18 protein-coding genes are annotated in these 17,987 nt (G+C 73.6%); 2 read left to right on the top strand and 16 right to left on the bottom strand.

Going from position 1 to position 17,987, the window contains the following annotated elements:
- Positions 1 to 94: 94 nt before the first annotated feature.
- Genes pyrF through pyrR form a run of 7 tightly spaced genes read right to left on the bottom strand, consistent with a single transcriptional unit; the run spans position 95 to position 8,590 of the window.
- The gene (gene pyrF / locus JOF41_RS19955; RefSeq protein ID WP_189224686.1) at positions 95 to 913 is read right to left on the bottom strand and encodes an orotidine-5'-phosphate decarboxylase; all 819 of its coding nucleotides are present in this window, start codon (positions 911 to 913) and stop codon (positions 95 to 97) included.
- On the bottom strand, positions 910 to 4,209 hold the full coding sequence (gene carB, locus JOF41_RS19960) for a carbamoyl-phosphate synthase large subunit (RefSeq protein WP_189224687.1): 3,300 nt from the start codon (positions 4,207 to 4,209) through the stop codon (positions 910 to 912). The genes pyrF and carB overlap by 4 nt, the downstream gene beginning before the upstream one ends.
- A complete protein-coding gene (carA, locus tag JOF41_RS19965; protein ID WP_189224688.1) occupies positions 4,209 to 5,321 on the bottom strand; it encodes a glutamine-hydrolyzing carbamoyl-phosphate synthase small subunit in 1,113 nt (370 codons plus the stop codon). Before carA ends, carB begins: the two co-directional genes overlap by 1 nt.
- Positions 5,318 to 5,809 (bottom strand): PH-like domain-containing protein, encoded by a 492-nt coding sequence (locus tag JOF41_RS19970; protein WP_209621096.1) that lies wholly within the window; start codon positions 5,807 to 5,809, stop codon positions 5,318 to 5,320. The genes carA and JOF41_RS19970 overlap by 4 nt, the downstream gene beginning before the upstream one ends.
- Positions 5,806 to 7,089: a dihydroorotase gene (locus tag JOF41_RS19975; RefSeq protein WP_209621099.1), complete on the bottom strand. Its 1,284-nt coding sequence runs from the start codon at positions 7,087 to 7,089 to the stop codon at positions 5,806 to 5,808. The genes JOF41_RS19970 and JOF41_RS19975 overlap by 4 nt, the downstream gene beginning before the upstream one ends.
- On the bottom strand, positions 7,086 to 8,021 hold the full coding sequence (locus tag JOF41_RS19980) for an aspartate carbamoyltransferase catalytic subunit (protein WP_189224691.1): 936 nt from the start codon (positions 8,019 to 8,021) through the stop codon (positions 7,086 to 7,088). Before JOF41_RS19980 ends, JOF41_RS19975 begins: the two co-directional genes overlap by 4 nt.
- Positions 8,018 to 8,590, bottom strand: a complete 573-nt coding sequence (pyrR, locus tag JOF41_RS19985) for a bifunctional pyr operon transcriptional regulator/uracil phosphoribosyltransferase PyrR (protein ID WP_189224692.1) — start codon at positions 8,588 to 8,590, stop codon at positions 8,018 to 8,020. The genes JOF41_RS19980 and pyrR overlap by 4 nt, the downstream gene beginning before the upstream one ends.
- A gap of 258 nt (positions 8,591 to 8,848) precedes the next feature.
- Between pyrR and bldD the strand changes: the two genes are divergently transcribed.
- Complete coding sequence (gene bldD / locus JOF41_RS19990) at positions 8,849 to 9,337, top strand: transcriptional regulator BldD (protein WP_015103676.1); 489 nt, start codon at positions 8,849 to 8,851, stop codon at positions 9,335 to 9,337.
- Between the two features lie 58 nt (positions 9,338 to 9,395).
- On the opposite strand, the gene nusB is transcribed toward bldD, so the two are convergent.
- The 3 genes from nusB to JOF41_RS20005 form a co-directional block, all read right to left on the bottom strand.
- A complete protein-coding gene (nusB, locus tag JOF41_RS19995; protein ID WP_189224693.1) occupies positions 9,396 to 9,815 on the bottom strand; it encodes a transcription antitermination factor NusB in 420 nt (139 codons plus the stop codon).
- Between the two features lies 1 nt (position 9,816).
- Positions 9,817 to 10,380, bottom strand: a complete 564-nt coding sequence (gene efp / locus JOF41_RS20000; RefSeq protein ID WP_189224694.1) for an elongation factor P — start codon at positions 10,378 to 10,380, stop codon at positions 9,817 to 9,819.
- 63 nt (positions 10,381 to 10,443) lie between these two features.
- Positions 10,444 to 11,529 (bottom strand): M24 family metallopeptidase, encoded by a 1,086-nt coding sequence (locus JOF41_RS20005; RefSeq protein ID WP_189224695.1) that lies wholly within the window; start codon positions 11,527 to 11,529, stop codon positions 10,444 to 10,446.
- A 149-nt stretch (positions 11,530 to 11,678) separates the two neighbouring features.
- Here JOF41_RS20005 and JOF41_RS20010 point away from each other — a divergent pair, with 149 nt between their 5' ends.
- Positions 11,679 to 12,080 carry a hypothetical protein gene (locus JOF41_RS20010; protein WP_209621103.1) on the top strand — a complete coding sequence of 134 codons (402 nt, stop codon included), beginning with the start codon at positions 11,679 to 11,681 and terminating at the stop codon, positions 12,078 to 12,080.
- A gap of 58 nt (positions 12,081 to 12,138) precedes the next feature.
- Here the strand turns inward: JOF41_RS20010 and JOF41_RS20015 are convergent, their stop codons facing one another.
- From JOF41_RS20015 to JOF41_RS20040, 6 genes are all read right to left on the bottom strand, one after another.
- Positions 12,139 to 13,659, bottom strand: coding sequence for a glycoside hydrolase family protein (locus tag JOF41_RS20015; RefSeq protein ID WP_189224697.1), 1,521 nt, complete (start codon positions 13,657 to 13,659; stop codon positions 12,139 to 12,141).
- Between the two features lie 80 nt (positions 13,660 to 13,739).
- On the bottom strand, positions 13,740 to 14,162 hold the full coding sequence (locus JOF41_RS20020; RefSeq protein ID WP_189224698.1) for a VOC family protein: 423 nt from the start codon (positions 14,160 to 14,162) through the stop codon (positions 13,740 to 13,742).
- 25 nt (positions 14,163 to 14,187) lie between these two features.
- Positions 14,188 to 15,294 (bottom strand): 3-dehydroquinate synthase, encoded by a 1,107-nt coding sequence (gene aroB / locus JOF41_RS20025; protein WP_189224699.1) that lies wholly within the window; start codon positions 15,292 to 15,294, stop codon positions 14,188 to 14,190.
- A 184-nt stretch (positions 15,295 to 15,478) separates the two neighbouring features.
- Positions 15,479 to 15,982, bottom strand: a complete 504-nt coding sequence (locus JOF41_RS20030; protein WP_189224700.1) for a shikimate kinase — start codon at positions 15,980 to 15,982, stop codon at positions 15,479 to 15,481.
- Positions 15,979 to 17,178: a chorismate synthase gene (gene aroC, locus JOF41_RS20035; protein WP_189224701.1), complete on the bottom strand. Its 1,200-nt coding sequence runs from the start codon at positions 17,176 to 17,178 to the stop codon at positions 15,979 to 15,981. Before aroC ends, JOF41_RS20030 begins: the two co-directional genes overlap by 4 nt.
- A 228-nt stretch (positions 17,179 to 17,406) precedes the next feature.
- A complete protein-coding gene (locus JOF41_RS20040) occupies positions 17,407 to 17,985 on the bottom strand; it encodes a prepilin peptidase (protein WP_209621105.1) in 579 nt (192 codons plus the stop codon).
- Positions 17,986 to 17,987 lie beyond the last annotated feature (2 nt).

The raw sequence follows: 17,987 nt of genomic DNA on the forward strand, positions 1-17,987 counted from the left end.
GGCAGATCATGGACCAGTCGGTGGGGAGGACCGTACCAGGCAGCGTTTGCGCAGGTGAGCGGACCACGCGCAGCGTGTCGCGATTTGACCGCGATCACAGCGCCAGCGAGTCGCGCACCCGGCGCGCCGCGGACCGCAGGGAGGCGGTGTCGGGGCCGTGCCGGAGCACGTCGCGGGACGAGGTGGGGAGCACTCCGCGCAGGTCAGGACCGAACAGGGCGCGCAGGTCGGCCACCGTGGCGCCCTGCGCGCCGAAGCCCGGCGCGAGCACCGGGCCGTTGAGCGCGGACAGGTCCAAGCCCAGCTCGGCCAGCGTCGCGCCGACCACCAGGCCCACATCGCCCTGCGGGTGGGCGCCCGCGTTGGCGCGGGCCGCCTCGTCCACCACCGCCTGCGCCACGCTGCGCCCGTCCGCACCCTCGGCGCGCTGCACCGACGCCCCCTCCGGGTTGGAGGTCGCGGCGAGCACGAACACGCCCCGGCCGCCTGCCGCGGCGGCCTCCAGGGCGGGCGCCAGCGAGCCGAAGCCCAGGTAGGGCGACAGGGTCACCGCGTCGGCCGCCAGCGGCGAGCCGTCGGCCAGGTAGGCGGCGGCGTAGGCGGCCATGGTGGAGCCGATGTCGCCGCGCTTGGCGTCCAGCAGCACCAGCGCGCCCGCGTCCCGCAGCCCGGCCAGCACGCGCTCCAGCACGGCCACCCCCCTGGACCCGTGGGCCTCGAAGAACGCCGACTGGGGCTTGACCACCGCCACCTCGTCGCCGAACGCCTCGACGCAGGTCAGCGCGAACCGCTCCAGCCCGGAGGCGTCCTGGGGCAGCCCCCAGGACGCCAGCAGGCCGGGGTGCGGGTCGATGCCCACGCACAGCGGCCCGCGCCGGGCCACCGCGGCGGCCAGCCGCTCGCCGAACCTCACCGGTCACCCCGCAGCGCGGCCTGGAGGGCCTGCAGCGGCCGCACGCCGATGTCGCCCCGGATGGCCGCCTCGATGCCGTGCACGGCCGCCGCCGCGCCCTGGATCGTGGTGACGCACGGGATGTCCCTGGCCACCGCCGCGGTGCGGATCTCGTAGCCGTCCACCCTCGGCCCGCTGTTGCCGTACGGGGTGTTGATGATCATGTCCACGTCGCCCGCCAGGATGGCGTCGACGATGTTCCCCTCGCCCTCGAAGTGCTTGCGCACCACGGTGCACGGGATGCCGTTGCGGCGCAGCACCTCGGCGGTGCCGGTGGTGGCCAGCACCTCGAAGCCGAGGTCGGCCAGCCGCTTGACGGGGAAGATCATCGCCCGCTTGTCCCGGTTGGCCACCGAGACGAACACCCTGCCCGAAGTGGGCAGCGAGCCGTAGGAGGCGGCCTGGGACTTGGCGAAGGCGGTGCCGAAGGACACGTCGATGCCCATGACCTCGCCGGTGGACTTCATCTCCGGGCCCAGCAGCGAGTCCACGCCCTTGCCCTCGGGGGTGCGGAAGCGGTGGAAGGGCAGCACCGCCTCCTTGACCGCCACCGGGGCGTGCGCGGGCAGCTTCGCGCCGTCGCCGGTGGCGGGCAGCATCCCCTCCGCGCGCAGGTCGGCCACGGTCGCGCCGAGCATGATCCGCGCGGCGGCCTTGGCCAGCGGCACCGCGGTCGCCTTGGACACGAACGGCACGGTGCGCGAGGCGCGCGGGTTGGCCTCCAGCACGTAGAGCACGTCGTCCTTGAGCGCGTACTGGACGTTGAGCAGGCCGCGCACGCCGATGCCGCGGGCGATGGCCAGCGTGGAGCGGCGGACGTTGTCGATGTCGCTCTCGCCCAGGGTGATCGGCGGCAGCGCGCAGGCCGAGTCGCCGGAGTGCACGCCCGCTTCCTCGATGTGCTCCATCACCCCGCCGACGAAGACCTCCTCGCCGTCGAACAGGGCGTCCACGTCGATCTCGATGGCGTCGTCGAGGAACCGGTCGACCAGCACCGGGTGCTCCGGGCTGACCTCGGTGGCGCGCTGGATGTAGCCGCGCAGCGACTCCTCGTCGTAGACGATCTCCATGCCGCGCCCGCCCAGCACGTAGGAGGGGCGCACCAGCACCGGGTAGCCGATCCGGTCGGCGATGGCCTTGGCGGCGTCGAAGGAGGTGGCCGTGCCGTACTGGGGCGCGGGCAGCCCGGCGCGGGTGAGCACCTCGCCGAACGCGCCGCGGTCCTCGGCCAGGTTGATCGCCTCGGGCGGGGTGCCCACCACGGGCACGCCCGCGTCGGCCAGCCGCTGCGCCAGGCCCAGCGGGGTCTGCCCGCCCAGCTGCACCACCACGCCCGCGACCTCGCCGGAGGCCCGCTCGGAGTGCACGACCTCCAGCACGTCCTCGAAGGTCAGCGGCTCGAAGTAGAGCCGGTCGGAGGTGTCGTAGTCGGTGGAGACGGTCTCCGGGTTGCAGTTGACCATCACCGTCTCGTACCCGGCCGCGCGCAGCGCCATGGCCGCGTGCACGCACGAGTAGTCGAACTCGATGCCCTGGCCGATCCGGTTCGGACCCGAGCCCAGGATCAGCACCTTGGGCCGCTCCCGCTGCTCGGTGACCTCGGACTCCGCGTTCGGGTCCAGCTCGTAGGCCGAGTAGTGGTAGGGGGTCCGGGCGGCGAACTCGGCCGCGCAGGTGTCCACGGTCTTGAACACCGGCCGCACGCCCAACCGGTGCCGCAGCGCCCGCACGCCGTCCTCACCGGCCAGTTCGGGCCGCAGCGCGGCGATCTGCCGGTCGGACAGGCCCGCCCGCTTGGCCTTGCGCAGCAGGCGCTCGTCCAGCACCGGTGCGGACTCCAGCTCGGCGCGCAGCTCCACCAGCCAGGCCAGCTGCTCGACGAACCACGGGTCGATGCCGGAGGCCCGCGACACCTGCTCCACCGTCGCGCCCAGGCGCAGCGCGCGGTCCACCGTGTACAGCCTGCCGTCGTGACCGGTGCCCAGCGCGTCCAGCGTGGACTCCAGCGTCACGTCGGGGTCGGGACGGGTCCAGAAGCCGCCCGCCTTGGTCTCCATCGAGCGCAGCGCCTTGCCCATCGCCTCGATGAAGCTGCGGCCGATGGCCATCGCCTCGCCCACCGACTTCATCGTCGTGGTCAGCGTCGGGTCCGCGCCGGGGAACTTCTCGAAGGCGAACCGCGGCACCTTGACCACGACGTAGTCCAGCGTCGGCTCGAAGCTGGCCGGGGTCTCGCCGGTGATGTCGTTGCGGATCTCGTCCAGGGTGTAGCCGATGGCCAGCTTCGCGGCGATCTTGGCGATCGGGAAGCCGGTCGCCTTCGACGCCAGCGCCGAGGAGCGCGACACCCGCGGGTTCATCTCGATCACGACCATGCGCCCGTTGTCCGGGTTGATCGCGAACTGGATGTTGCAGCCGCCGGTGTCCACGCCGACCTCGCGGATGACCGCGATGCCCACGTCGCGCATGTGCTGGTACTCGCGGTCGGTCAGGGTCATCGCCGGGGCCACGGTCACCGAGTCGCCGGTGTGCACGCCCATCGGGTCGATGTTCTCGATCGAGCACACGACCACGACGTTGTCGTTGCGGTCGCGCATGAGTTCGAGCTCGTACTCCTTCCAGCCGAGCACGCTCTCCTCGATCAGCACCTCGGTCACCGGGGACTCGGCCAGGCCGGTGGCGGCCAGCCGCTCCAGCTCCTCCTCGGTGTGCGCCATGCCCGAGCCCAGCCCGCCCATGGTGAACGAGGGCCGGATCACCACCGGCAGGCCCAGCTCCGCCACGGTCTCGCGGACCTCGGCCATCGACCGGCACACCGCGCTGCGCGGCACCTCCGCGCCGATCTTGCGCACGATGTCCTTGAACATCTGCCGGTCCTCGCCGCGCTGGATGGCGTCGACGTCCGCGCCGATCAGCTCGACGTCGTACTTCTCCAGCACCCCGCGCTCGTGCAGCGCGATGGCGGTGTTCAGCGCGGTCTGGCCGCCCAGGGTGGCCAGCACCGCGTCGGGCCGCTCGGCGGCGATCACCTTCTCCACGAACTCCGGGGTGATCGGCTCGACGTAGGTGGCGTCGGCGAACTCCGGGTCGGTCATGATCGTGGCCGGGTTGGAGTTGACCAGGGAGACCCGGATGCCCTCCTCGCGCAGCACCCGGCACGCCTGGGTGCCCGAGTAGTCGAACTCGCACGCCTGACCGATGACGATCGGGCCGGAGCCGATGACCAGCACGTGCTTGAGATCAGTCCTCTTCGGCATCAGCGACCCTCGTCCATCATCGTCACGAACTCGTCGAACAGCGGCGCGGCGTCGTGCGGACCGGCCGCCGCCTCCGGGTGGTACTGCACGCTGAAGGCGGGCACGTCCAGCGCCCGCACGCCCTCCACCGTGCCGTCGTTGGGGCAGAAGTGGCTCAGCTGCACGCGGCCGAAGTCGGAGACGAACTCCTCCCCCGGCTCGCCCTCCAGGGCGAAGCCGTGGTTCTGCGAGGTGATCGCCACCTTGCCGGTGGCCACGTCGATCACCGGGATGTTGATGCCGCGGTGGCCGTAGCGCATCTTGTAGGTCTCCCGGCCCAGCGCCCGGCCCAGGATCTGGTTGCCGAAGCAGATGCCGAACAGCGGCACCCGCCGGTCCAGCACGCCGCGGGTCAGCTCGACCGCGTGCGCCTGGGTGGCCGGGTCGCCCGGCCCGTTGGACAGGAACACCCCGTCCGGTTCGAGCTCCAGCACCTGCTCCACCGAGGACGACAGCGGCAGCACGTGCACCTCGATGCCGCGCGCGGCCATCATCCGCGGGGTGTTGGACTTGATGCCCAGGTCCAGCGCGGCCACCCGGAACCGGCGCTCGCCGATCGCGGGCACCACGTACGGCTCGGCGGTGGTCACGTCGCCCGCCAGGTCCGCGCCGGTCATCTCCGGCGCCGACCGCACGCGGGCCAGCATCTCCTCGTCGGTGCCCAGCTCGTCGCCGGAGAACACGCCCGCGCGCATCGCGCCGCGCTCGCGCAGGTGGCGGGTCAGCATCCGGGTGTCCAGCCCGGAGATGCCCACCACGCCCTGGCGCACCAGCTCCTCGTCGAGGCCGCGCCGGGAGCGCCAGTTCGACGGCACCCGCGCGGGGTCGCGCACCACGTACCCGGCGACCCAGATCCGGCCCGACTCGTCGTCCTCGTCGTTCCAACCGGTGTTGCCGATCTGCGGCGCGGTCTGCACCACGATCTGGCGGTGGTAGGAGGGGTCGGTCAGGGTCTCCTGGTAGCCGGTCATGCCGGTGGAGAACACCACCTCGCCCAGCGCGGCGCCGGTCGCGCCGTAAGCCTCGCCGCGGAAGACGCGGCCGTCCTCCAGTACCAGTGCCGCGTTCGTCATGCCCGTCCTCCCGCGTTCAGCGCGTTCACCCACTGCTCGTACACGTCCTTGTCGTCACCCCGGAAGCCGGTGTCGAACACCTGCTCCCCGAGCTGCCAGCGGACGACCAGCAGGCCGTCCGCGGCCATCACCTTGCCCGCCAGCCCCCGCGCGGTGCGCGCCCCGCGCACGTCCTCCGCGGGGATCCACAGCGGGCTCGCCCCGGTCCGGTCCACCAGCACACCGCGCTCGGTCAGCCTCAGCACCGCCTCGGCGCGGTGGCCGATGTCACCGACGGCCACCCTGTTCTGCCAGTCGTCGCCGATCGTCGTGCCGACGTATACGCCCGTGGTCTCCATCGTGGCCACACCGGGATCGGCGGGTGGCGACGGGAACGCGGGCAGCGCCTCGGCCTGGCGGCGGGCGCGGCGCTGCCAGCCCCGCCACATGCCGTACAGGCAGAGCAGGAACAACGCCAGCACGGCGAGGGTGAGCAGCAGGCGGGTCATGCGGGAATCCTTCCCGTCCGCGCGGTCACGCGCCCGCGCAGCAGCGTCGCCACCACCGCGCCGGGCAGCTCCATGCCCTCGAAGGGCGTGTTCGCGGCGATGCTGGCGAAGTCCGCGCCGCGCACGGTCCACCGGGCGTCCGGGTCCACCAGCACCAGGTTGGCGGGCTCGCCCACCGCGATCGGGCGGCCCTGGTCGGCCAGGCCCGCGATCTCGGCGGGCCGCTCGGACAGCACGCGGGCCACCCCGCGCCAGTCCAGCAGCCCGGTCTCCACCATGGTCGCGACCACCACCGACAGCGCGGTCTGCAGGCCCAGCATCCCCGGCCGGGCCGCCGACCACTCGCAGTCCTTGTCCTGCACGGCGTGCGGCGCGTGGTCGGTGGCCACGCAGTCGATCACGCCCTCGGCCAGCGCGCGGCGCAGCGCCAGGGCGTCGTCCTCGGTGCGCAGCGGCGGGTTGACCTTGTTCACCGGGTCGTAGGTGGCCAGCCGCTCGTCGGTCAGCAGCAGGTGGTGCGGGGTGACCTCGGCGGAGACCCGCGTGCCGCGCGCCTTGGCCCACCTGAGCACGTCCGCGGTGCCCGCGGTGGAGACGTGGCAGACGTGCAGCCGCGCGTCGGCGTGCAGCGCCAGCAGGCAGTCGCGCGCCACGATCGACTCCTCGGCGGCGGCGGGCCAGCCCGCCAGCCCCAGCCGGGACGCCCGCTCCCCCTCGTGCGCCTGCGCGCCGACGGTCAGCTTCGGCTCCTCGGCGTGCTGGGCGATCACCACGTCCAGGGCCTTGCTGTACTCCAGCGCGCGCCGCATGAGCAGCGGGTCGTGCACGCACACGCCGTCGTCGGAGAAGACCCGCACGCCCGCCTTGGCCATGGTGCCCAGCTCGGCGAGCTTGCTCCCGCCCAGGCCGACGGTCACCGCGCCGACCGGGTGCACGTCGACCAGGCCGACCTCCTGGCCGCGCCGCCGCACGTGCTCGACCACCACGGCGTTGTCTGCCACCGGGTCGGTGTTGGCCATCGCGAAGACCGCCGTGTAGCCGCCCAGCGCCGCGGCGGCCGAGCCGGTGGCGATGGTCTCGGTGTCCTCGCGCCCCGGTTCCCGCAGGTGGGTGTGCAGGTCGACGAAACCGGGCAGCAGCACCGCGCCGCCGCCGTCGAGCACCTCCGCGCCGCCGTCCTCGGGGGAGCCGATCGCGGCGATGACGCCGTCGCGGACCAGCACGTCCACCGGGTCGCCCTCGCCGTAGGGCCGGACTCCCCTGATCAGCAAGGGGCTCACGAACTCTCCTCCTCGTGGGCAAGCAGGTGGTACAGCACGGCCATGCGCACGTGCACGCCGTTGCGCACCTGGTCGGTGATCGCGGCGCGCGGCGAGTCGGCGACCGCCGAGGCGATCTCCATGCCGCGCAGCATCGGGCCGGGGTGCAGCACCACGGCGTGCTCGGGCAGCAGGCCCAGTCGCCGCTCGTTGAGGCCGTAGGCGATGGAGTACTCGCGGGACGACGGGAAGAAGCCACCGTGCATCCGCTCGGCCTGCACCCGCAGCAGCATCACGGCGTCGTGGCTGGGCAGCTCGGCGTCCAGGTCGTGCGAGACGGACACCGGCCAGTCCGCCACGCCCGCGGGCAGCAGGGTCGGCGGGGCGACCAGCGTCACCTCCGCGCCCAGCGCGGTCAGCAGGTGCACGTTGGAGCGGGCCACGCGGCTGTGCAGCACGTCGCCGACGATCGCGACCCGGCGGCCGGTGAGGTCCTCGCCGAGGCGCTCCCGCAGCGTGGCCGCGTCCAGCAGGGCCTGGGTGGGGTGCTCGTGCATCCCGTCGCCCGCGTTGACCACCGACGTGCCCGCCTCGCGCAGCCAGCCCGCCAGCCGGTGCGCCGCGCCCGAGGCCGGGTGCCGCACGATGACGCAGTCCGCGCCCGCCGCGGCCAGGGTCAGCGCGGTGTCGCGCAGCGACTCGCCCTTGCCGACGCTGGAGCCGCCCGCTGAGACGTTCACCACGTCCGCGCTCATCCACTTGCCCGCGATCTCGAACGACACGCGGGTGCGGGTGGAGTTCTCGTAGAACATCGTGATCACGGTCCGGCCCCGCAGCGTCGGCAGCTTGCGGACCTCCCGGCCCAGCAGCGCCCGCTTGAGGTTGGCCGCGGTGTCCAGGATCGCGGTCGCCTGAGCCGGGTCGATGCCCTCGGTGGACAGCAGGTGCCTCACCGCAGCACCACCCCGTCGCGCCCGTCGAACTCCTCCAGCAGCACGGCCACGTCCTCCGAGCGCGCGGTCGGCACGTTCTTGCCCACGTAGTCGGCCCGGATGGGCAGCTCGCGGTGGCCCCGGTCGACCAGCACGGCCAGCTGCACCGAGCGCGGGCGGCCGTGGTCGCGCAGGGCGTCCAGCGCCGCCCGGACCGTGCGGCCGGAGAACAGCACGTCGTCGACCAGCACCACCAGCCGGTCGTCCACGCCGCCCTCGGGCAGCGAGGTGGCCTCCAGCGGACGGGTCGGGCCGCGGCGCAGGTCGTCGCGGTAGAGGGTCACGTCCAGGGTGCCGACGGCCACCTCGACGCCGCTGAACTCGGCGATCCGGGCGGCCAGCCTGCGGGCCAGCGGGGCACCCCGACTCGGAATCCCCATCAGGACTACTTCGGGTGCGCTGGGTGCATCAAGGGCGGTCTTCTCGATGATCTGATGGGCCATTCGGGCGACGGTGCGCGCGACGTCGCCGGCCGACAGGAGCTCGCGCTCACCGGCCGGGTCCGTCGCGCCACGTTGACGTGGCGCCACGGCTGGACCTCCTTCCCCGCCTCGCTGGACGGGTCCTTAAAGGACGTCGGACACCCGGATGCGACCGGGCTGACCTGCACGGTATCAGGCGATGGCGGTCAGTCTTCCGGGTGGTGAGCGTGGTCTCGCCCACCTGTCGGACCGAGATCAGCTTGACCTGGTGACCACGGAGAGCAATCATTACTCTGCGTATTGATCTAAGCCTCCCCGCGCCAGTCCCCTACCGGCCGACGGGGCGAATGAACGGAGAACCGCCACATGGGCGACTACGCCAAGGCGCTGGGGGCCAAGCTCCGCGCGATCCGCCAGCAGCAGGGCCTCTCACTGCACGGCGTCGAGCAGAAGTCCGGCGGCCGCTGGAAGGCCGTGGTGGTCGGCTCGTACGAGCGCGGCGACCGCGCCGTGACCGTGCAGAAGCTCGCCGAGCTGGCCGACTTCTACGGCGTCCCGGTGGCCGAGCTGCTCCCCGAGGGCCGGGTTCCCTCGGGCGCCGAGCCCGCCACCAAGATCGTGATCAACCTGGAGCGGCTGCAACAGCTGCCCGCCGAGAAGGTGGGGCCGCTGGCCAGGTACGCGGCCACCATCCAGAGCCAGCGCGGCGACTACAACGGCAAGGTGCTGTCCATCCGCACCGAGGACCTGCGGTCGCTGGCCATCATCTACGACATGACCCCCGGCGAGCTGACCGAGCAGCTCATCGACTGGGGCGTGCTGCCCCCCGAGGCCAGGCCCGCCAAGGAGGACTGACGCGACCAGGGCCACTTCCCCGAGGGGAAGTGGCCCTGGAGCGGTACCGCGAATCGGCCTACAGCACGGCCCTGAGCTGGTCGGCGATGACCGCGATGCGGCCGAGCACGCCGTTGACGAACCTCGGCGAGTCGTCGGTGGACAGGCCCTTGGCCAGCTCCACCGCCTCGTCGATGGCCACCGCGTCGGGCACGTCGGCGGCCCACAGCAGCTCGTACAGGCCGACCCGCAGCACCGCGCGGTCCACCGCGGGCATCCGCTGCAGGGTCCAGCCCTCGGAGTGCTCGGAGATCAGGTCGTCGATGCGGGCGCGGTGCGCCGTGACGCCCTCGACCAGCCCGACGGTGTAGTCGTTGACCGGCGGCACGTCGGTGGAGCCCACCCGCTCGGCGAGCAGGGTCACCGCGTCCACGCCCCGCAGGTCCGCCTCGTACAGGACGTCCACGGCGCGTTTCCGGGCCTTGCTGCGTGCGCCCATGTCAGCCGTTCACGCGGCCGAGGTAGCGGCCGTCGCGGGTGTCGACCTTGATCTTCTCGCCGGTGGTGACGAACAGCGGGACCTGGATCTCCGCGCCGGTCTCCAGGGTGGCGGGCTTGGTGCCGCCGGTGGAGCGGTCGCCCTGCAGGCCGGGGTCGGTGTGCTGGATGACCAGCTCGACCGAGGTCGGCAGCTCCACGTACAGCGGGACGCCCTCGTGCGTGGCGACCACGGCCTCCTGGTTCTCCAGCATGTAGTTCGCGGCGTCGCCGACCGTCTCCGCGGGCACCGGGATCTGGTCGTAGGTGTCGCTGTCCATGAAGATGAAGTCGGCGCCGTCCTTGTACAGGAAGGTCATGCTGCGCTTGTCCACGGTCGCCGTGTCGACCTTGGTACCCGCGTTGAAGGTCTTGTCCACGACCTTGCCGGTCAGGACGTGCTTCAACGTGGTGCGCACGAAGGCGCCACCCTTGCCCGGCTTGACGTGCTGGAACGCGGTGACGGTCCAGAGCTGGCCGTCGAGGTTCAGCACCAGGCCGTTCTTCAGGTCGTTGGTGGTGGCCACGGTGGTGGACTCTCCTGTTGAGTGGTTGGGGGCGACGTCGGCGGGACCGACGGACATCCTGCGTCAGACGACCACGAGCTCTTTCGTGGTCAGGGTGAGGAGCTCCGGGGCGCCTGCGCGCACCACGAGCGTGTCCTCGATGCGAACACCACCCTTCCCGGCCAGGTAGACGCCGGGCTCGACGGTGACCGCCATACCGGGCAGAAGTGTACCGCCACCGACCTTGGACAGCGCCGGAGCCTCGTGGATCTGCAGGCCCACGCCGTGGCCGAGGCCGTGCAGGAACTGCTCGCCGTAGCCCGCCCGCTCGATCACCGACCTGGCCGCGGCGTCCACCTCGGACACCGGCGTGCCCACCACCAGCGCCGCCCGGCCCGCCGCCTGCGCGGCGGCCACCAGCTCGTACAGCTCGCGCTGCCAGTCCGCGGCCTTGCCCACCACCAGGGTGCGGGTCATGTCCGAGTGGTAGCCGTCGACCAGCGCGCCGAAGTCCAGCTTCACGAAGTCGCCCGCGCGCACCACCGCGTCGGTGGGCCGGTGGTGCGGCACCGCCGAGTTCGCCCCGGTGGCCACGATCGTCTCGAAGCTGGGCCCGCTCGCGCCGTGGTCGAGCATCAGGGCCTCCAGCTCGCGGGCGATCTCCCGCTCGGTGCGGCCCTCGCGCAGCCCGCCGTGCTCGACCAGCGTCGCCAGCGCCCGGTCCGCCGCCGCGCACGCCATCCGCAGCGCGTCGACCTCGGCCTCGTCCTTGACCAGCCGCAGCTGCTCGACCAGGCCGGGCGCGCGCACCAGCTCGGCGGACCCGGCGGCCTCGGTCAGCGCGTCCAGGGCGTCCACGGTGACGTGGCCGCTCTCGAAGCCGATCCGGCGCGCCCCGTCCTTGGCCGCCCGCTGCGCCATCGCCACGTCGCACGGCCGCTCCACCACCCGCTCCAGGTCCGGTACCTGCTCGGCGGCCTGGGTGAGGTAGCGGCCGTCGGTGCAGAACACCGAGGCCCCGTCGGACTCGGCGCGCACCAGCAGCGCGGCGTTGGACCCGGTGAAGCCGGTCAGGTAGCGGATGTTGAGCAGGTTGGTCACCAGCAGCGCGTCCAGCTCCCGGTCCCGGAGCGTGGCACGCAGCGTGGCACGGCGCGAGGAGTACGGCATACGGGCAGCCTAGAACGCCCGTCCGCGCGCTGCCCCCACCCAAGCGCGTCAGCAAGTACCACCCGACCTCCCCGTGGGGGCAGCTGACCACTACCCGACCGCGTCACTCACGGTCGGAGCGGGCGACCGGAGCGACTTAGGCTGGGGCCATGCGAACGTGGCTGGTCCGAGGGTGCTGGACGGGGTTGTTGCACGGCGGCGTGCAGACCGGCACCGCGGCGGTGGCCGTGCACAGCCCCGAGGCGTCGTCGGTCCGCTACATCGCGCTGGCCCTGGTCGTGGCCGTCGGCCTGCTGTGGGGCGGGCTGGACGCCTGGCGCGGGCTGGCGGAGGCCGGACTGGTGTGGTTCCGCTCCGGCCTGGTGGCGGGGCCGCTGGCCGGGGTGCTGGGCGTGCTCGGCGCGGCGCTGCTGGTCGACCAGACCGGGGTGGAGGCCCTCGGCCCGGCGCTGACCGGCGGCGCGGCGTTCACCGCCCTGGTGGTGATGGGCACCGGCGGCCTGGGCGCCGCTCTCGGCCGCGCCCTGCCGCAGCCGCGCGCCGACCGGTGACGCCTGCCGGTTGCCCAGGTCAGCGGCGCAGGTCAGCGGCGCTGGTGAGCGGCGCGGGTCAGCGGCGCAGGTCGCCGCCATCGGCGTAGGAGTCCCACTTGCTCTGGGACACCGGGGTGACCTCCGAGGAGTTGAGCTCGACCACCTCCGGGGGGACCAGCCACAGCTCCTCGTCCTCGGCCAGCAGGCCGACCCGGCCGTCCGGGGCGCGGACCGCCTTCGCCCCGGCGGGCACGCGGGCCGCCACCGGCAGCTCGTCCACGCCCTCCGGTCTGCGGTCGAGCACCTTGGCGGCCAGCCGGTCGGCCACCGAGCGGCGCTCCACCCGCACCACCTCCCCGCCGACGACCAGGTCGACGGTGTTCTCCGGCGAGGGCACCGCGTAGCCGTCGAGCACCCTGGCCGACGCGCCCGTGCGACAGCCCGGCGCGCCCACCAGGTCCAGGCCGAAGTGGGCCAGGTCCGAAGGCGCGCCCGTGCCGCCGTCCGTGGTCGCCCGGACCACGTCCAGCGCGATCCGGCCGCACGGGTCCTCGGCCGAGACCGGGGCGTGCCCGCTGGCCGTGCGGACCAGGCCGGGGCCCTCCCGCCACGGACCGGGGATGTGCACCTGCGGGTGCGGGTTGCGGCTGAACTCCCTGTTCCAGAACGTGATGGAGGTGCCGTGCTCGGTCTCGTGGGCGATGGCGAAGGCGTCCAGCGCGGCGATCCACATCCAGTCGGCGCTGAAGGCGTCCACCACCGAGCGGGTGCGCGTGGCGCGGGTGTCCGCCACCGGGAAGAAGCCCTTGAGGCCCAGCGACTGCACCCCCGAGGCGAAGGTGGGGTCCTTGGAGCGCAGCACGAACTGGCCCGCGCCGTTCCACCCGGCCGCCTTGCCGGTGGTGTCGGTGAACATCAGGTAGAACCAGCCGTCCAGGTACAGGGCGGCGGGCTGGCCCGCGCCGTAGGTGTTGTTGTCCCTGGGCGTGTCGTAGGAGGGGCTGACGATCGGCGCGCCGCCCGCCGCGCGGGTCCACGACACGCCGTCGGGGCTGGTCGCGACGCCGATGGCGTTGCCGTGCGCGTGGTCGCCCGCCGCACCGGTGTAGTACAGGTAGTACGTGTCGCCCACGTGCAGCACGGACGGGTCGCAGGTGTGCACGCCGTCGAAGCTGCCGGGGTTGCCGCTGAGCACGGGCGTGGCGGGGCTGCCGTCCGGGGCGCCGAACGGGCCGTCCGGCGAAGGGCTCTGCGCGTGCAGCAGGTCGTCACCGGGCGGCTGGGCGTGGCTGAGCTGGCTGCACCACCACATGCGCAGCCCGCCGCCCTCGGCCAGCAGGGTCGGGCCGTAGTTGTAGGGCGCCTGGTCGCCCGCCGCGACCACGCCGGGGCTCTGCCGGAGCCGGTCGGTGGCCAGGGCGACCGGCTCGGTGGGCGCGGCGGCGGCCCGCTTGGTGCTGCTCGCGGGCTGTTCCGCCGAGCTGGACGGCGCGGGTTCGGGCCTGGGATCGGCCGCGCTGGGCGCGCACGCCGCGAGGGAGGCCGCGACGAGCGCTCCGCCGAGCAGGCGTGCCGCTCCCCGGTTCGGTGTGGCCATGCCGGGCTGGTCTCCTCCGAGGTGACGTGCTCACACGACCGGAGTACGTTCGCCGCCCGGTCCGCGGTTCAGTGTAGTGATCACCACTCCTGGTCGGGTGAACTTGGTCCACCGGACGGTGTCGCCACGAGTTCCACTTCGAAACCGTCGGCGTTCTCCAGGTAGCCCGCGTAGTGCTCCGGCCCGCCCGCGTGCGGGTGCCGGTCGGCGAACAGCAGCGACCAGCCGTGCCGCGGCGCGGCGGCGACCAGCTCGTCCACCCGCCGCCTGCCGCCGACGTGGAAGGCCAGGTGGTTGAGGCCGGTCTGCCGCCGGTGGTGGGCGTCGAGGGCGGGCGAGTGCTCCACCACGAGGTAGGTGGCGCCCAGCCGCCAGCTCACCCCGTCGCGCCAGCGCTGGAACTCGGTCCAGCCCAGCCGCCCCAGCAGCCAGCCGATGCTGGCCTCGGCGCGCGGCAGGTCGGGCACCCACAGCTCGACGTGGTGCAGCTGCCCGTGGGTCATCCGGTGCCCTCGGGTAAGCGCACCCTCACAGCAGCACGCTGCCGCCGGGCCTGGCCTCGGCGGCCACGGCGGAGTAGGCGGCGGCGACCAGCGACGGATCGGGCCCCTCCAGCCTGCCCGGCTTGGCCAGCCCGTCGAGCACCACGAAGCGCAGCACGCCCGAGCGGGTCTTCTTGTCCGAGCGCATCCCCTCCAGCAGCTGCGGGAGCGCGTCGGCGTCGTAGCTGGTCGGCAGGCCCAAGGAGGTCAGGATGGCGCGGTGCCGGTCGGCGGTCGCGTCGTCCAGCCTGCCCGCCAGGCGGGCCAGTTCGGCGGCGAAGACCAGGCCGACGCTGACCGCCGCGCCGTGCCGCCAGCGGTAGCGCTCGCGACGCTCGACGGCGTGCCCCAGGGTGTGCCCGTAGTTGAGGATCTCCCGCAGGTCCGACTCGCGCAGGTCGCTGGACACCACGTCCGCCTTGACCTGGATCTTGCGGCGCACCAGCTCGCCGATGACCTCGCCGGTGGGGTCGACCGCGGCGGCCGGGTCGGCCTCGATCAGGTCCAGGATCACCGGGTCGGCGATGAAACCGCCCTTGACCACCTCGGCCATGCCCGCGACCAGCTCGTTGCGCGGCAGCGTCTCCAGCGTGGCCAGGTCGACCAGCACCGCGGCGGGCTCGTAGAAGGTGCCGACCAGGTTCTTGCCCGCGTCGGTGTTGATGCCGGTCTTGCCGCCGATCGCGGCGTCGACCATGCCCAGCAGCGTGGTCGGCACGTTGACCAGCTTCACCCCGCGCATCCAGGTGGAGGCGACGAAACCGGCCAGGTCGGTCACCGCTCCCCCGCCCAGGCCCACCACGGCGTCGGTGCGGCCGAGGCCGATGCGGCCGAACACGTCCCAGCAGTAGCCCGCGACCCGCAGGTCCTTGCCGTCCTCGGCGTCGGGGACCTCGACGCGGTGCGCGTCGCAGCCCGCCGCGGCCAGCTCCTCGCGGACCGCCTCGGCGGTCTCGGCCAGCGTGGGCTGGTGCACGATCGCCACCTTGGCGGTGCCCCGCAGGACCTCCACCAGGTCGCCGAGCAGGCCGCGACCCACCAGCACCTCGTACGGCCGCTCCGCGGCCACGCGGATGCGCACCGGCTCGCCCATCACCACTCCCCTTCCTCGACTTCCCATTCGACCACGCGCGGTGGACGCGCGCGGGTCACGCGCCGTCCCGACCGGTGTGGACGGTCGACCACGCCGGACACGGGCGCGTCGAGGACCCGGCCAGCCCGCCGCGGTCAGCCCGCGGTCAGCCCGCCGCGGTCAGCCCGCGGTCAGCCCGCCGCGGTCAGCCGGTCGCGGCCAGCACCGCGTCGACCACCTGCTCGGGCGTCAGGTCGTCGGTGGCCACCTCGACGGTCGCCACCTCGCGGTACAGCGGCAGCCGTGCGTCCAGCAGCGCCTTGAACGTCGCCCTCGGGTTCACCCCGGCCAGCAGCGGGCGCGCGCTGGACAGCCCGGTGCGCCGCACCCCCTCGGCCATGCCGACGCCGAGGAAGACCACGGTGTGCCCGGCCAGCCTGCGCCGGGTGGTGGCCGACAGCACGGCACCGCCGCCCAGCGCCAGCACGCCGTCGTGCGACTCCAGCGCCTCGGCGACCGCCGCCTCCTCCATCGCCCGGAAGGCGGCCTCGCCGTCGTCGGTGAAGATATCCGAGATCGGCTTGCCCGCCGCGGCCACGACGTCGTCGTCGGTGTCCCGGAACGCCACGCCGACCCGCTCGGCCAACAACCTGCCGACGGTCGTCTTGCCCGCGCCGGGCGGGCCCAGCACGACCCACCGCGGGCTCACAGCCCCTCCCAGCGCGCTTCCAGCGCCTCCAGGTAGGCGGCCGCGTTGCGCTTGGTCTCGGCGATCGAGTCGCCGCCGAACTTCTCCAGCGCCGCCTCGGCCAGCACCAGCGCCACCACCGACTCCAGCACCACCCCCGCGCGCGGCACCGCGCACACGTCGGAGCGCTGGTGGATGGCCACGGCGGGCTCGCCCGTGCGGACGTCCACCGTGGACAGCGCTCGCGGCACGGTCGAGATCGGCTTCATGGCGACCCGCACCCGCAGCGGCTCGCCGTTGGTGATGCCGCCCTCCAGCCCGCCCGCGCGGTTGGAGCGCCGGGTGACGCCCTTGGGCCCGGTGCCCCGGTCGATCTCGTCGTGCGCCTGGCTGCCCCACCGCTGCGCGGTGGTGAAGCCGTCGCCGATCTCCACGCCCTTCATCGCCTGGACGCCCATCAGCGCCCCGGCCAGCCGCGCGTCCAGCCTGCGGTCCCAGTGCACGTGCGAACCGAGCCCCGGCGGCAGCCCGTAGGCGATCACCTCGATGACGCCGCCGACCGTGTCGCCCGCGTCCTTGACCGCCTCGACCTCGGCCACCATCGCCGCGGTCCCCTCCGGGTGGAAGGCGCGCACCGGGCTGGCGTCGATCGCGGCCAGGTCGCCGGGACCGGGCAGCGGCGCGTCCGCCGGAACGGCCGCCTTGCCGATGGAGACGACGTGGCTGATCACCTCGACACCCAGCAACTGGTGCAGGAACCGCCGCGCCACCGTGCCCAGCGCCGTGCGGGCCGCGGTCTCGCGGGCGCTGGCGCGCTCCAGCACCGGCCGGGCCTCGTCGAAGCCGAACTTCTGCATGCCGGGCAGGTCGGCGTGCCCCGGCCGGGGCCTGGTCAACGCCTCGTTGCGGCCGGTGGGCTTGAGCTCGCTCGGGTCGACCGGGTCCGCCGACATCACCTTCTGCCACTTGGGCCACTCGGTGTTGCCGATGCGCACGGCGATCGGACCGCCCTGGGTCAGCCCGTGGCGCACCCCGCCGAGGATCTCGACCTCGTCGGCCTCGAAGCCCATCCGGGGGCTCCGCCCGAAGCCCAACCGGCGTCGTTCGAGTTGGGCGGTCAGGTCCGACGTGGTGACCTCGACCCCGGCGACCATGCCTTCCAGCACGGCGACCAGGGCCGGGCCGTGGGACTCCCCAGCGGTGATCCAGCGCAGCACGCAGCGAATCCTTCCACAGCGCCGACGTGCGGATCGCGCAGGTCGGTCGGGGTGGCCGCGATCCCGCCCAGTGGACGCGGGTGGGGTCGGCGGGCGGTCCGCGGACCGGTCCGGGCACCCGGATCTCGGATGCTCGGGCGGTGGTTCACGGCGCTCAAGTGCTCGAACGCTCGGTTCGCGGTGTCCGGACGCTCGGTTCGCGGTGTCCGGACGCTCGGTTCGGGGGTGTCAGGTGACGGTGAGGAGCCAGGTGGAGGCGAGCAGGCCGGGGCCGTGCGGGAGGTCGGCGGGCGGGTGGCGGGAGCGGCGGCAGCGGGCCAGGACCAGGGTGGTCGCGGCCGCGCCCAGGGCGGCCAGCGGCAGGGCGGTCCAGGACACCGCGCCGAGGACCGCGCCGAGCACGCCCGCCAGCTTGGCGTCGCCGCCGCCCAGCGCCGAGGGCCGCAGCAGGTGCACGAGCAGGTGGAACCCCCCGAACAGCGCGCACCCGGCCAGCGCGCGGCCGAGGTCGGCGCCGGACCAGACCAGCAGCAGCGCCGCCACCGGGTAGGCGGGCAGCGTCAGCGCGTCCGGCAGCCTGCGGTGCCGCAGGTCGACCACCGCCAGCGCCACACCCACCCAGGCCAGCGCCAGGGGCACCGGCAACCACCGGGGAGGCAGGTCCAGGGCACCGGCGAGCGACCACAGCAGCGCGGTCGGCAGGGCGCACCACAGCCAGTGCGCGTCCGCGCCGCGGCGCAGCCGCCGCAGGACGCGGGCGCCGAGCGCGCCCGCGAGGAAACCGGTGAGGGCGAGTGCGATGACCATGC

Origin of the sequence: Saccharothrix coeruleofusca (genome assembly GCF_017876325.1) — a bacterium.
Classification (GTDB): domain Bacteria; phylum Actinomycetota; class Actinomycetes; order Mycobacteriales; family Pseudonocardiaceae; genus Actinosynnema; species Actinosynnema coeruleofuscum.

Coding starts and splice junctions, on each gene's coding strand:
- carB (WP_189224687.1), bottom strand. CDS start 4,209: ATGCCGAAGAGGACTGATCTCAAGCACGTGCTGGTCATCGGCTCCGGC.
- carA (WP_189224688.1), bottom strand. CDS start 5,321: ATGACGAACGCGGCACTGGTACTGGAGGACGGCCGCGTCTTCCGCGGC.
- JOF41_RS19970 (WP_209621096.1), bottom strand. CDS start 5,809: ATGACCCGCCTGCTGCTCACCCTCGCCGTGCTGGCGTTGTTCCTGCTC.
- bldD (WP_015103676.1), top strand. CDS start 8,849: ATGGGCGACTACGCCAAGGCGCTGGGGGCCAAGCTCCGCGCGATCCGC.
- nusB (WP_189224693.1), bottom strand. CDS start 9,815: ATGGGCGCACGCAGCAAGGCCCGGAAACGCGCCGTGGACGTCCTGTAC.
- JOF41_RS20005 (WP_189224695.1), bottom strand. CDS start 11,529: ATGCCGTACTCCTCGCGCCGTGCCACGCTGCGTGCCACGCTCCGGGAC.
- JOF41_RS20010 (WP_209621103.1), top strand. CDS start 11,679: ATGCGAACGTGGCTGGTCCGAGGGTGCTGGACGGGGTTGTTGCACGGC.
- JOF41_RS20015 (WP_189224697.1), bottom strand. CDS start 13,659: ATGGCCACACCGAACCGGGGAGCGGCACGCCTGCTCGGCGGAGCGCTC.
- JOF41_RS20020 (WP_189224698.1), bottom strand. CDS start 14,162: ATGACCCACGGGCAGCTGCACCACGTCGAGCTGTGGGTGCCCGACCTG.
- aroB (WP_189224699.1), bottom strand. CDS start 15,294: ATGGGCGAGCCGGTGCGCATCCGCGTGGCCGCGGAGCGGCCGTACGAG.
- JOF41_RS20040 (WP_209621105.1), bottom strand. CDS start 17,985: ATGGTCATCGCACTCGCCCTCACCGGTTTCCTCGCGGGCGCGCTCGGC.